The following is a 14,355-nucleotide window of genomic DNA, read 5'->3' as shown; positions in this document are numbered from 1 at the left end:
GAAATTACTATGAAAAAGTCTAATCTTGCTGTAACTGCTGCTATCACTGGTCTAGTTGCCCTAGGCGGCACTATGCTAACCGCAGCACCAGCGGTCGCAGCAGAAAAGGAAAAGTGCTATGGCGTGGCTAAAGCAGGCAAAAACGACTGTGCAACAAAAACCAGTTCTTGCGCTGGTACAGCCAAAGAAGATAACCAGAAAGATGCATTCGTAGTTGTTCCTAAAGGGCTATGCGACAAACTTGCCGGTGGTAGCACCGAGTAACCGTCATATGAGTTTGGCGCGCTGCTGCTCAACCGGCGCGCGCCCTCTACATCTACTTCATTTCGTTAGGGATAACTTGTGACTTCAGCCACTCAACACCCGCTTATCGGTATCGGTCTACGCGCACCACATCTGGACTACTTTTTAACCGAGCCTGCGCAACTCTCTTGGTTAGAGATCCACAGTGAGAATTACTTCAAGCCCGATTCTATTGCTCGACAACAACTACGAAAAATTCGTCAGCAATACCAAATTAGTTGTCATGGAATAGGTTTATCACTTGGCAGTGTTGAGCGCATTAACCGCCAACATCTTCAACAACTTGGCTTGCTAGTCAATGAGATAGAGCCGATATTAGTTTCTGATCACCTAAGCTGGAGTGAAAACGGTGGTCACTACTTTAATGATTTACTACCACTGCCATACACCGAAGAGGCGCTGGATGTTTTTTGCCGTAATGTACTGGAAGTACAAGATGCACTGAAACGCCCAATGCTGATTGAGAACCCATCCAGCTATCTCAAATTTACCCACTCTACGATTGCTGAATGGGACTTCCTGGCTGAGGTTCAACAACGCACACAGTGCCGATTACTGCTCGACTTTAACAATATCCATGTCTCAGCATTTAACCATGGTTTTACCGCGCACCAATATTTACAAGGTATTCCTGCAGATGCCGTGGATGAAATTCATTTGGCAGGCTTTACGGTAAAACAACTCGATAAAGGCGAAATATGGATAGATACACACAGCCGTCCAGTCAGCGATGAAGTTTGGCAGTTGTTTCAATCATGGGTGGCTCAGCATGGTGCGAGACATACATTAATTGAGTGGGATTTGGATATTCCGGAACCTGACGTTCTACTATCTGAGGCCGCAAAAGCCAGTTCGATTGTACATAGCATAGAGCGCAATGTTGCAAGGGAGGCATCATGAATCTCGCCGATCTTCAGCATCAGTTTTCCCGCGCCCTCCACTACCAAGCTAGTGGTGAAGAGTGTTCCATTGTTAGCGACGTATTTAGTGCTGACGAACGAATGCAAATCTATCGGAATAACTTCATCATCAGTTTAAGTGAAGTTTTGCAGGCTACTTACCCCATGGTACAAGCACTGCTCGGGGATGAGTGCTTTGCTCAAATTGCCCGTCATCACGTACTCAATCAGCCTTTAACTCGTGGTGATGTTACTCACTATGGTGAACACTTTGACCAATCACTGCGACAGTTTGAAGCGGTGATGCAAGCGGCGCCTTATATTGCGGAAGTGGCGCGTTTTGAGTGGTCACTTGATATGAGCCAGCAGCTCTTTTCACGCAATAATTCCGTTCAATACGAGTTAGCAGACTTAGCTCATATCCCCACAGAGCAACACACTAATATCCGCTTTCACCTACACCCTGATGTCGTATTGCTTACCAGTCCTTTTGCCGTTTATGCGTTACAACAAGCAATAAACCATCACGATGAACAACTCTCAAGTTTGGATATTCAACAAACTCAGCAAGGGGTCTGTGCTTGTAATGAATCAGGAGAGGTTTGGAGCCTGGCGCTGGATAAACATAGCTATCAATTACTTGATGGTTTCCGCCAACAGCTCACACTCGGTGGCATAGAACCACACTGCCTCAGCGCGCTGAATAAAATCATCGAACTCAATTTACTTGCCGGATTTTCGTTACCAGCTCAATTGGCAAGCGAATAGTATTTAGGAGATAACCATGACAACAAAAAACATGATTGAGACCTATGATGACCTGGTAGGCAAACTGCAATGTATGTTCGTACCGCTACTGCTACTGTTTTGTCGTTTATGGGTTGCTTGGGTTTTCTTCAACTCTGGTTTGGTAAAAATTGCCACTTGGGACAGCACACTGTATTTGTTTGAACTGGAATACCAAGTTCCGTTATTACCATGGGAGCTTGCGGCTTATATGGGTACTGCCGCCGAGCTAATTTTACCGATATTCCTCGCGCTCGGGTTATTCACTCGCCCCATGGCGGCTATCTTATTTGTGTTTAATATCATCGCCGTTGTCTCTTACCCTGTTTTGTGGGAACAAGGCTTTTATGACCACCAATTATGGGGCTTGATGATCCTCATCGTCATCGTGTGGGGACCGGGACCAATCTCTGCCGATAAGCTGATTAAAAGCAAACTACAAAGCTAACCCCCCCCACACACAAAAAAAAACCAAATACCCCACATAGCAAAAAGCCTTCCAAACGGAAGGCTTTTGTTCGTATCTAAACTCAATTCTCAAAGTAGTTGAGAGTTTCTGCTAGGCAGCAAAGTTGAGCTATCTAGGAGCATAGAAAACTATGTGACTAGAAGCGAAACTGACGCTAACAACGCAGAAAACTCAAATACGAAGAGGATTAAGCGATGATGCCGGAGTGGCGAAGTAATGCATCAATCTGTGGCTCACGACCTCTAAAGCGTTTAAACAGCTCCATTGGCTCTTCACTGCCACCCATCTCTAAGATGTTATTAAGGAAACTAGCGCCGGTTTCTTTGTTGAAGATACCTTCTTCTTCGAAACGTGAGAATGCATCTGAAGAGAGTAGCTCTGCCCATAAGTAGCTGTAGTAACCCGCACTGTATCCACCAGCAAAGATATGGCTAAAGCTGTGCGAGAAACGGTTCCATTCTAAACCTGGCAATACCGCTACTTTGGCTTTCACCTCTGCTAGCGTATCTAATACACGAGGTCCCACTTCAGGATCGTATTCTGTGTGCAGGGTGAAATCGAACAATCCAAACTCAAGCTGACGCAAAATAAACATCGCTGATTGGAAGTTTTTCGCCGCGAGCATTTTATCAAGCATCTCTTTTGGTAGTGGCTCACCGGTTTCGTAGTGACCAGAGATAAATGCCAGCGCCTCTTCTTCCCAGCACCAGTTTTCTAGGAACTGGCTTGGTAGCTCAACAGCATCCCAAGGCACACCGTTAATACCAGAAACAGCACCCGCGTCCACTTGAGTCAGCATATGGTGAATACCGTGACCAAACTCGTGGAACAGGGTTACCACTTCATCATGAGTAAACAGTGCTGGTTTGTTACCTACTGGCTTATTGAAGTTACATGTTAGGTACGCAACGGGGGTTTGTAACTCACCAGATTGAGTAATGCGGCGACCACGACAGTCGTCCATCCACGCACCACCACGTTTATGTTCACGTGCGTATAAATCTAAGTAGAAGCTGCCACGTAGTGTGTTTTCACCATCAAAGATATCGAAGAAGCGCACTGACTCATGCCAAGTATCAATACCTTGACGCTCTGTCACTTGCATGCCGAAGACACGATTGAGCACTTCAAACAGACCACTGACGGCTTTTTCTTCAGGGAAGTAAGGGCGTAGCTCTTCATCAGAAATTTGGAATAGATTCTGCTTTTGCTTCTCGCTGTAGTAAGCGATATCCCACAGGTTTAACTCTTCTACACCGCACTCACTCTTCGCAAACTGACGCAGCTCTTCAACTTCACGTTCACCTTGCGGCTTCGCTTTGGTTGCTAGGTCATTTAGGAACCCAAGCACTTGCTCTGGCGTTTCTGCCATTTTGGTTGCTAGCGATTTTTCACTGTAAGTGCCAAAGCCGAGCATACGTGCAATTTCATGACGCAGTTTTAGCTTCTCTGCGATGATTTCGCTGTTATCCCACTTGCCCGCGTTTGGACCACGATCTGAAGCGCGAGTCACATACGCTTCATACAGCTCTTGGCGCAGTGCTTGGTTGTCACAGTAAGTCATCACTGGCAGGTAAGATGGAATATCTAACGTCAGCAAGTAACCTTCTAACTCTTTAGATTGCGCCGCTGCTTGTGCTGCTGCCAATGCCGATTCTGGCATACCTGCGAGATCGTTTTCATCGGTAATGTGCTTAGTCCAACCCATGGTGGCATCCAACACATTATTAGAAAACTGAGAGCCTAACTCAGACATGCGCTTACTAATTTCACCATAGCGGCGCTGCTCTTCGGTTGGCAAACCAATGCCAGATAACTCAAAGTCACGCAGTGCATCGGTAATGGTTTTTTGCTGCGCTTGATTTAGTGTTACAAACGCGTCGCTCGCTTTGATTGCCTTGTAAGCATCAAACAAACCTTTGTGCTGACCAACCCAAGTGCCGTACTCAGATAAAATTGGTAAACAGCTTTCATACGCTTCACGCAATTCATCACTGTTCATCACTGAATTCATATGGCTTACGGGTGACCAAATACGGCTTAAGCGGTCATCCACCTCTTCGATTGGCACAATAATCGTATCCCAAGTCGGCTCGCTACTGTTTGCCAATACTTGTTCAATCTTGTCGCGGCAATCACTAATCGCTTGCTCGACTGCTGGCTTGATGTGCTCAGGCTTGATTTGCGAGAACGGCGGTAAGTCGGTAAAGGTAAGAAGCGGATTAGACATAATGCATTCCTTTTGTTTGCACAAAGCGAACTGACGAGTTCGTCTTTTCTTTAATAATCACATCTTAGTTAAATATAGGTAAGTTAAGTGATTTTCAATAGGTGCCTAGATGATTATGGTCACAAGCTTGTATAAACAGCGATTAAATTTCTTCACTGAGCCGAAACAAGCTCAATAAGGCAAATACTGCATCTTGGATAAACTTGGGTATATACTAAGCCGTATTATTAATCCTATGACTATGGTCTAAAAGACCGTTGAGAGTGTCCCTTGCTGAGTTATCGTCACAGTTTTCATGCTGGCAACCATGCCGACGTCGTTAAGCACATTGTGCAAAGCCTTATTCTTGATGCGCTAAAGCAAAAAGATAAGCCTTTTGTTTACCACGATACCCATTCAGGTGTTGGTCGTTACGACTTAACTCATGAGTGGTCTGAGAAAACTGGCGAATACAAACAAGGCATTGCTCGCATTTGGGACAACCCGAACATTCCTGAAGAGATCGCAAGCTACATCGATTCAATCAAAACATTGAACAACGGTGAGAATCTACGTTACTACCCAGGTTCACCTCGTGTTGCTCGTGCGCAAATCCGCTCACAAGACCGTATGGTGCTAACAGAACTTCATCCAGCCGATCACCCGCTGTTAGAACAAGAGTTCCACCGCGATCGCCAAGTGAGCATCTATAAAGAAGATGGCTTTAAGCGTCTAAAAGGCAGCCTACCACCGCAAGAGCGTCGTGGTTTGGTGCTGATTGATCCACCATACGAGCTAGCAAAAGAATACCGCGACGTGGTGCAAGCGATTTACCAAAGCCATAAACGTTGGGCGACGGGTATTTATGCGATTTGGTACCCAGTGGTTAACCGCTGTGATATCGAAGATATGATTGAAGGCTTAGAAGGTCTCGGAATTCGTAAAATTCTTCAAATTGAGCTTGGTGTATCACCTGATACTAACGAGCGCGGTATGACCGCTTCAGGGATGATTGTTATCAATCCACCTTGGATGCTGGAAAACCAAATGAAAGAAATTCTGCCTTTCCTAAAAGAAGCGATAGCACCAGCGACAGGTCACTGGAAAGTCGATTGGATTGTGCCGGAATAAACGCAAAATTTAGCAGGGCAGATTGAGTTCAACCAATCTGCCCTTATTATCATTATGGAATATAAAAATTAATGCAGGGAGCCGAAGACAATGTCTTCCCCTAACACTTATTGGAGAAAGTAATGGCGACTCATTTTGACTATATCTGTATTGGTGGCGGTAGTGGCGGTATTGCATCAGCAAACCGTGCGGCTATGTACGGCGCTAAAGTAGCTCTTATTGAAGCAAAAGATCTTGGCGGCACCTGCGTTAACGTAGGTTGTGTGCCGAAAAAAGTGATGTGGCATGGTGCTCAGGTTGCAGAAGCCATCAACCTATACTCGGCAGACTACGGCTTTGATGTTGAAGTAAAAGGCTTTGATTGGAGCAAGCTGATTGAAAACCGCCAAGCTTACATTGGACGCATTCACCAATCTTACGATCGCGTGCTCGGCAACAACAAAGTAAACGTGATTAAGGGCTTTGCTACCTTTATTGATGAGAACACGGTTGAGGTAGACGGTGAGCAGTACACTGCCGACCATATCCTAATTGCAGTCGGCGGGCGTCCAACGATTCCTAATATTCCTGGCGCAGAATACGGCATCGACTCAAACGGCTTCTTTGACTTGGCTGAACAGCCAAAACGTGTTGCTGTGGTTGGCGCAGGTTACATTGCGGTTGAAATTGCAGGTGTGCTTAGTGCACTTGGCACAGAGACGCATCTATTCTGTCGTAAAGAGTCACCTCTACGTAGCTTTGACCCAATGATCATTGAGACTTTGGTTGAAGTGATGAACGCAGAAGGTCCAGCACTGCATACCCACTCGGTACCAAAACAAGTAGTAAAAGAAGCCGACGGCAGCCTAACATTGCACTTAGAAAACGGTGAAAGCCAAAACGTTGACCAACTAATTTGGGCAATCGGTCGTCACCCTGCTACTGACGCGATCAACCTCAGCGCAACGGGCGTAGCAACGAACGATCATGGCTACATCAAAGTCGATGAATATCAGCAAACCAACGTAAAAGGCATCTACTGTGTTGGCGATATCATGGAAGGTGGCATTGAGCTAACACCAGTAGCAGTAAAAGCGGGTCGTCAGTTGTCTGAGCGCCTATTCAACAACAAGACCAACGCAAAAATGGATTACAACTTAGTTCCAACGGTTGTGTTTAGCCACCCACCAATCGGCACGATTGGTCTTTCTGAGCCAGAAGCGATTGCACAATATGGCGAAGAGAATGTGAAGGTTTACACTTCAAGCTTTACCGCAATGTACACGGCTGTCACTCAACATCGTCAACCATGCAAAATGAAGCTGGTTTGTGCCGGTGAAGATGAAAAAGTTGTTGGTCTGCACGGTATTGGTTTTGCCATCGATGAAATGATCCAAGGTTTTGGCGTTGCAATGAAAATGGGCGCAACCAAAGAAGATTTCGATGCAGTTGTCGCCATCCACCCAACGGGTTCTGAGGAATTTGTTACCATGCGCTAATTGCCGCATTAACAAATAGCGACATCACTTAAGTTAAAAACAGGTTATAGACGCAGTGCGTTTATAACCTGTTTTTTATTTGCCTCAATTTCTATTAATAGAAAAACACCAACAACATCATTAGTGGGCAAACAAACTTCACATACCAAGGCCAAATTTTCCAGAAAACCCCTTCCATAAGCTCTGGGTTGCCCTCTTGCATTTCTTTAAGCAAGCGATCTCGGCGTAATACCCAAGTCAGCATCAAACCAAAGACTAATGCCAATAAAGGTTGTGCATACACAGTGGTTAAGGTTACAACCAAACCAAATAGGCTATTGAAATTAAAAACAATCACAGCAGACACAGTGGCAACGGCTCCACCCACTACCCATACCGCTCGGTTTCGAGGTAATGTGGTTTCTTCTGTTAGCGTATTGACTGGCGCTTCCAGCATGGAAATCGCTGAAGTCAGTGCCGCGATAACCATCAAGGCAAAAAAGCCGATGGCGAGGACAGAGCCCGCAACGCCCATCCCATCAAACATCGATGGCAGTACGGTAAAGACCAGCGTATCGGAAGATTTTAAACTGCCCTCAGCTGTGTATATTTCCACACCATTATTTTGTGCAACAAACATAGCTGGCAATATTAATAACCCGGCAAGAAATGCCACTGATGTATCCAATCCCGCCACAATAGCGGCTGTCTTAGGCAAGTTTTCTTCACTATTTAAGTAGCTGCCATATACCATCAAGGCACACACACCAATAGAGAGTGAAAAGAAGGCTTGCCCCATCGCACTGACGATTAAATCAGGATTCATCACCTGGCTAAAGTCAGGCACTAAATACATTTCTAAGCCAACCATAGCGCCAGGTAGGGTTAGTATGTAAGCCGTCATAAGTAAAAGAAGTAAGAACAGCAAGGGCATTAGTCGGCGAGACCAACGTTCAATTCCCTCAGTCACACCGCTCCCCACCACTTTGATCGTCAATAGTAGGAAAATAAGCATCATGATTAGGTTACGGCTGGTTGAAAACTCCGTTAACCAACTGGCTGCTCTTTCGAAACCGAGTAATGAAAAAAATGGAGCCGCCATAAAAGAAACCAGCCAACCAGAAATAATGGCGTAAAAAGAAAGGATCAGCGACAGAGCTAATATGCCCAACACCCCGACCAATGAACCGATTTTCTGCCACTGAGCTGTGTCACCTAATGCACGCAGCGACGCAACCGGATTGCGTTTGGTTAAGCGCCCGATAGTCAGCTCAGCCACCAGCATAGGATAAGCAAGAATAACCACCATGATCAGGTAAACCAATAAAAAGGCACCACCACCATTTTGAGCTGCTTGAGTGGGAAACCCCCAGATATTACCAACCCCTACCGCCGAACCTGCCGCAGCAAAAATGAAACCTATACGTGATGAGAACCCTTGGCGAACTGCAGACATTATTAGTACCTCTCTTTACAGAGAGAGTGCATAGTAAGACGTTTATTTTTGATCATAATTTCCTCGTTACGGTTAAAATTCACCTGACCGAGAGAGGAATGGGGAAATTGAAATTACTAGACCGCCAACCCTCTTTAGGGCCAGCAAAGTGACTAACCCTAGTTAATAAAAACTAGAGTAAAGCTAAATCGACAGTTAGCTGTAGGCAGAACACAGCGAAGGTGCAAGTTATTCAAATTTTTCATAAAGACCTCCGCTTAACTAAATTGATAGTGTATTAACCTACAGCTCAGTTATAACAATGTAAACCCCTAACTTATCATTGAGCCTTTATTGCCAGCCCAAATATCAACTAAACCGTCGTGGCTAACTAAGAATAATCATTAATAAAATCAATCAATAACTGACAACGCACCCCATCAACTCTGGCTGCAATCATTACTACGATCTCTTGCCATGATCTATTCATGTCTGGCGATGCTGTCATTCAAAACAAAAGCAAATGAACAAGTTCTTTGACTGTAAATATGAAACACGACTAGTACTTTGGTGCGAGTCAATTCATGTATCCCTTTCAAAGTTACAACTTGTCATATTCTTGAAGCTATTCCCTTCTTAAACTAATGCGCAACCAGTTACACATTATTTTAATTGTGTGTGGTAATGGATTATTAGGGAGAGTTATATGCGCACATGGAGCCATCTGTCGATCCGAATTCGGATTTTTGTCACTTTTTCTCTACTGACTTTAGTCAGTATTGCTAGCGTTGCTTTGTACCTCGCTAACCACGATTTTAGACTGCAAAAGCAAACTCTACTCAGAGAGACCATTCCTAGCCAGCTTGATAGCTTAGGCGCAAAGATCACCAACTCCTTGCAGCCATCGCTCAATCACGCTCAAGCGCTCACCGAGTCACTTGAAGTGGCTAAATGGTTAAACTCACCGTATCTAGCCGCCGATCCAAGTGCGATCCAAAATAGCTTTAATCATATTAAAAACTTATCTAACGCCGATATTTTGTTTCTGAGTGCAGAAAGTGCTTATGGGCAAGAGTACTTTGTCGAAGCGGGTGGCGAGTTCAAGCGCATGTTGCTAGAAGACTATGTAAACGGTTATTTCTACGGTGAATTTCTCGCAACGCAGCAAACCTACGAGCTGAATCTTGATGAAGTAAACGGCAACAAGTTCATGTTTATCAACTACCGCAGCACAATGAACAAAACTGATTCAGACGAGCCTTTTGTGGTTGCCGGTCTTGGCGTTAACGTCAACAGCATGGTGGAGCTAGTCGAGAACCAATCTATTGGGCAAAGTGGCACGGCGATGTTAGTTGATGAACTCGGCAATCTGAACGTGCTGCCTGAAGGCAGTGTGATTACAACTGAGAACAGCGCACAAGCTTTCGATGGGCTGCTGGATAAAAACAAAGAGTTTCAAATTACTACCCGTATAATTGGTGGCGAAGAATTGTTTGTCGCCTCCAAATGGGTACCAACTATCCAACGTTTTGTGGTGCTAGAGACCCCAACTTCCGTTTTGATGGGACCAATCAAAACCATGGCTTGGAAGACTCTGGTTGTTGCACTGGTTGTCGGCGCCATTGCAATGATGGTGATGTATTGGCTAGTAAACGCATTAATTAGACCACTACGCCAGCTTACCGAAGGAATTGAACATACGGCAACTCAACTGCATTTAGGTCAACATGTTGAGGTTGATGACAACGCAGAAATAGGCGATGTCGCCAAGCAATTCAATCACTTCTTAGATTGTCTACAAGGCGCAATGCAGCAAGTTAAGCTCACCACTGACAGCTCCGCGCAAGCCGCTTACACCTTGAAAGGAAACTCAGAGCAAGTGAATCGAGCTTCTCAAGAGCAGCAGGGTTCATTAGACAACATTGCGACTACGACACAACAGATTAATGTGGCGCTCGACGGGCTGGCTATTTTTTGTGATGAGATAAAAGCACTTTCAGAAAATGGGCAAACGTCACTGACCCAAACTGAGCACATTATGGATAGCAGTGTTTCTAGCACGCAAGCCTTGCAAGCGAATATGGAGAAGAGCCAGCAAGACTTAAACGATTTGAATACGCATACTGAGCGAATCTTGAAAGTTCTTGAAGTGATCAGTGCCATCTCAGAACAAACCAACCTGCTGGCACTTAACGCTGCAATTGAGGCAGCAAGAGCAGGTGAGCATGGCAGAGGCTTTGCCGTGGTCGCAGATGAGGTGCGTAATCTTTCTCAACGAACCCACGACTCCACTAGCGAAATCCAAGAAATCATCAACAGCTTGATGAGCGCGGCAGCCAACGTAACGGAGCAAATGACGTTCATCCACCAAAGCAGTGAAAATAGCTTGGCAGAACAACATCAAGCATCTCAATCACTCAGCGAACTCAGATGCGAGTTAGTGAAACTGTTTGATATGAATACAAAAATTGCAGAAGAGACTCGATCTAGTAGTGATAGCCTCAACGACATCAGTGGGCATATTGAAAATATCGCGGAACAAGGGCATCAACGTGAAACCCTAATGGCGAACAGTCGAGAGGCTTGTAATACCATCGTCGGTGCGATGCAAGACTTAACCGAAGATGTTGCCAGATTTAAAGGGGTGAACTAGGTTGTTCGGACTCGAAGATTATCACACTTCGAGTCCGCTAATTTAGGCTCGTGAGCTAACGACAATATCTACCTTACACACATCACATTGAGTAATGACTTGCCAGAGGTGGTGGTGACTTTGCCACTGGTAAACAGGGCTGTATTCTCAGCGCCCCAATAAGGTAGGAACATTGGCCACTGATTGCTCTTCATGACATTTGCATCAAGCAACGTTTGCCACTGCTTCTTGTTCGGCAAACTCATATTGAGTGCTTGGCACACCTTGCTTGCTTTGTCATAGCTTAAGCGATTCCATGGTTTGTCATATTCCATATAAAACTGATCATCGCTAAAAGGCAGGTATGGCACTTTAAAGTGCATATTGGCGACTTTTACTTCGCGGCGAATGGTGATCTCCAACGATTTAGACTCTACCGCAGCAACGGTTGGCGCGGTTTTGATCGGTGCTACCTTAGCCGGTTTCGCTGGCGGAATAATCGTGGTGGATTGACGCTCTACAACTGCTTTCTTTGCCACTAATGCGCTCGCTTTACTGCCGGTTTTGGCACTTGCCTTTGCGACACCGTCAATGACTTCACGAATAAATGCTTCTCGATAAGGCTTAAGCGCTTTCACCGCTTTAAGATCTTGACTTGCTTTAGCAAAATCTTGGTAAGGACCAATTAAACAACGAGCATTATTGCCTTCAATTTTCGCCCATACGTCGGTTGATATATGCGGATAAATCACTTTTGCTTCATCCACTGACAACGGTTTTGCTAACACACCACACTGGATCCAAAATGTAGACTGCTCCCCTCTCGGCTGTTGCTTGCCCCATAACCCTTTGCCTATTGGGCAAGAGGAGGACAAAAGTGGAAGCTCTTGAGTTGATGTCTGTCTGGCATCACAAAGAAACTCTTCCGCACTCGCAGGCAATGCAAGCCAAGTTCCACTCAGCGCGACAACCGTCAGTAACTTGGCGCGTGTAGTTGAGAGTGGCAGCAATTTAATATCCATATTGGTTAATCGACCTTTGTTGTTATTTGTTTGACTATGGCAGGCGTAACGATGAAATAGACTCTTTTTAGAGTCACTTAATACTAAAACGTTCCTTTTGATACTCATCTACACCTCACCAACAAACTGCGTCTTGTCATCTTAAATCAATGACTGTTGAGAAAATGTAGATGCAAAAAAAGAGCCGCAATAAATTTTGGCTCTCAGTTTAAGCACATTTTGATGTCAAACAATCGGTTCGATCACCCTTTCGAGTATGCGGTGACTAATTTGGTGTTCGACAGTCTGCAAAAATATCGAGCTTTTGCTGATAGACAGACGTTTCAACATCCATAATACCAAGTAAGGAGTGGAAAAGATTATCATGCGAATATTCCGTCCCACTGTTCACATTACGTTTTAGACAAGCATAATCCACTTGTTTAATCTGCTGAAAACCTTTCGACATCCATACAATTAAGGGCACCGTTGTTTGATAATCAGGCGCGAGCGCATAAGGCGCGCCATGCAAATACATGCCACCCTCACCAAGTGATTCACCATGATCAGAAACATAAACCAAAGCGGTATTATATTTATCCTGCAAGGCTGTAAGACGTTCAATTATCTGGCTTAAGACATAATCGGTATAGCGAATCGTATTGTCGTAGCTATTAACGAGTTGCTCATTAGTACAGTTTTCGATATCGGCACGCGGGCAATCAGGCTGAAACGCCGCCATCTCTTTAGGGTAACGTTTATAATAAGTGGGACCATGGCTACCAATGAGATGTAATGCAATCATGCGGTTGCCTGATAGCTTTTCAATATTCTTATCAAAATCATCCAGTAACACCATGTCATAGCAAGTATTGCCGTCACACTGGCTATCTTTGTGTGAGTGATCCATCATCTCTCGTTCGATATGATCTGCCACTGTTTTGTCTCCACCATCATCATCCTCCCATACGATTGCCACACCGGCACGCTTAAGAATATCGACAACATTGTCTTGGTTGACGGCAGTATCGTGATCGTAATTATCATGGGTCATCAATGAGAACATACACGGTAAAGAAACCGCAGTCGCGGTTCCGCAAGAGTGCACGTTCTTAAATGACACCACGTCTAGTTTGGATGTGTGTGGGTTAGTTGGTCGATGGTAACCATTCAACTGATAATTTTGCGAGCGCGCGGTCTCCCCTATCACCAACACAACTAGGCTTGGTTTGGTTTGAGCTTGCTTCAAGGCATTAGCCGACTGCTCAGCGTCCAGCCCCAACTCTTTATAGACTCGAGGCGTAGTAAAATAGGTATGTTTGACATAACTCACCACACTGCCAACAAAGGCAGTTGGCACTATCACTCGTTTGAGGTAGCTATTATTACGTCCAACCGAAGCGTAGTCTTGGTAATACATCGCCGCAATAGACACAATCACTACGATTGAAAGCAAAATAGAAACCAGCTTTTTGACGATAAGTTTTAACCACGATTCCTGTCTTACCGACACCAATGCTAATACCGCAGCGGGAAGCACACCCAGCAATAACAACCAAGCGATTGAATACACGCTCAGATAAGAACTTGCTTCGCTGCTATCGGTTTGCATGATGTTGGTGATCATATCTGCATCAAAAACCGTTGAGTAATTAAAACCTGCGTAGCTCACCAAAGAAGAAGATATCAATAACAGAATGAAAAAAGGTTTGGTGATGTAAGGCCAACTGAATAGGCTAAATAACAGGTTCAGTGCTGCAAAGAAAAACAGCGGTATGGAGAGTATAAAGCCAACTTTGACGCTCTCCATCTGGCTGAAAATATGCTGAAGTTCCTTATAAATAGGTAAATTGAGAATGATGGCAAAATAGAGCGCCAACCACGCAGTCAACGCGACATTTGAAATCGTTAAATGTATAAATCCTTTGTTGTGCTTCACACTACCCCTCCAACAATAAACAAAGCAATTATGAGTCGCTGGCGCCCATTATCACTTCAATAGCAAAGTCTAGCAGCCTTACCCTCAAGCGAAG

General features: G+C 44.9%; 11 protein-coding genes. 7 read left to right on the top strand and 4 right to left on the bottom strand.

The window, feature by feature from the left end; all coding sequences use genetic code 11:
- Window positions 1-9: 9 nt before the first annotated feature.
- The 4 genes from H2O73_RS17205 (at window position 10) to H2O73_RS17190 (ending at window position 2,436) form a co-directional block, all read left to right on the top strand.
- Window positions 10-264, top strand: a complete 255-nt coding sequence (locus H2O73_RS17205) for a BufA1 family periplasmic bufferin-type metallophore (RefSeq protein ID WP_182110160.1) — start codon at window positions 10-12, stop codon at window positions 262-264.
- 78 nt (window positions 265-342) lie between these two features.
- The gene (bufB, locus tag H2O73_RS17200; RefSeq protein ID WP_182110159.1) at window positions 343-1,203 is read left to right on the top strand and encodes an MNIO family bufferin maturase; all 861 of its coding nucleotides are present in this window, start codon (window positions 343-345) and stop codon (window positions 1,201-1,203) included.
- Complete coding sequence (locus H2O73_RS17195) at window positions 1,200-1,970, top strand: HvfC/BufC N-terminal domain-containing protein (protein WP_182110158.1); 771 nt, start codon at window positions 1,200-1,202, stop codon at window positions 1,968-1,970. The genes bufB and H2O73_RS17195 overlap by 4 nt, the downstream gene beginning before the upstream one ends.
- A 10-nt stretch (window positions 1,971-1,980) precedes the next feature.
- Window positions 1,981-2,436, top strand: coding sequence for a DoxX family protein (locus H2O73_RS17190; protein WP_182110178.1), 456 nt, complete (start codon window positions 1,981-1,983; stop codon window positions 2,434-2,436).
- A gap of 208 nt (window positions 2,437-2,644) precedes the next feature.
- Here H2O73_RS17190 and prlC read toward each other — a convergent pair whose 3' ends face one another.
- Entirely contained in the window at window positions 2,645-4,687 is a 2,043-nt protein-coding gene (gene prlC, locus H2O73_RS17185; RefSeq protein WP_182110157.1) for an oligopeptidase A, read from the bottom strand.
- Window positions 4,688-4,957: 270 nt separating this feature from the next.
- On the opposite strand from prlC, the gene H2O73_RS17180 reads away from it, so the two are divergent.
- On the top strand, window positions 4,958-5,797 hold the full coding sequence (locus H2O73_RS17180; RefSeq protein ID WP_182110156.1) for a 23S rRNA (adenine(2030)-N(6))-methyltransferase RlmJ: 840 nt from the start codon (window positions 4,958-4,960) through the stop codon (window positions 5,795-5,797).
- A gap of 122 nt (window positions 5,798-5,919) precedes the next feature.
- Window positions 5,920-7,275 carry a glutathione-disulfide reductase gene (gene gorA / locus H2O73_RS17175; RefSeq protein WP_182110155.1) on the top strand — a complete coding sequence of 452 codons (1,356 nt, stop codon included), beginning with the start codon at window positions 5,920-5,922 and terminating at the stop codon, window positions 7,273-7,275.
- 94 nt (window positions 7,276-7,369) lie between these two features.
- Here the strand turns inward: gorA and H2O73_RS17170 are convergent, their stop codons facing one another.
- The gene (locus H2O73_RS17170; RefSeq protein ID WP_368737172.1) at window positions 7,370-8,713 is read right to left on the bottom strand and encodes a sodium-dependent transporter; all 1,344 of its coding nucleotides are present in this window, start codon (window positions 8,711-8,713) and stop codon (window positions 7,370-7,372) included.
- 682 nt (window positions 8,714-9,395) lie between these two features.
- On the opposite strand from H2O73_RS17170, the gene H2O73_RS17165 reads away from it, so the two are divergent.
- Window positions 9,396-11,342, top strand: coding sequence for a methyl-accepting chemotaxis protein (locus H2O73_RS17165; protein WP_182110153.1), 1,947 nt, complete (start codon window positions 9,396-9,398; stop codon window positions 11,340-11,342).
- A gap of 68 nt (window positions 11,343-11,410) precedes the next feature.
- Here the strand turns inward: H2O73_RS17165 and H2O73_RS17160 are convergent, their stop codons facing one another.
- Window positions 11,411-12,451, bottom strand: a complete 1,041-nt coding sequence (locus H2O73_RS17160; protein ID WP_306464273.1) for an SPOR domain-containing protein — start codon at window positions 12,449-12,451, stop codon at window positions 11,411-11,413.
- 157 nt (window positions 12,452-12,608) lie between these two features.
- Window positions 12,609-14,261 carry a phosphoethanolamine transferase gene (locus tag H2O73_RS17155; RefSeq protein ID WP_368737171.1) on the bottom strand — a complete coding sequence of 551 codons (1,653 nt, stop codon included), beginning with the start codon at window positions 14,259-14,261 and terminating at the stop codon, window positions 12,609-12,611.
- Between the last annotated feature and the right edge of the window lie 94 nt (window positions 14,262-14,355).

The organism is Vibrio marinisediminis, assembly GCF_014050145.1.
Classification (GTDB): Bacteria; Pseudomonadota; Gammaproteobacteria; order Enterobacterales; family Vibrionaceae; genus Vibrio; species Vibrio marinisediminis.
Note: the sequence above shows the minus strand (reverse complement) of the source record. Positions and strands in the feature narration are given on the sequence as shown.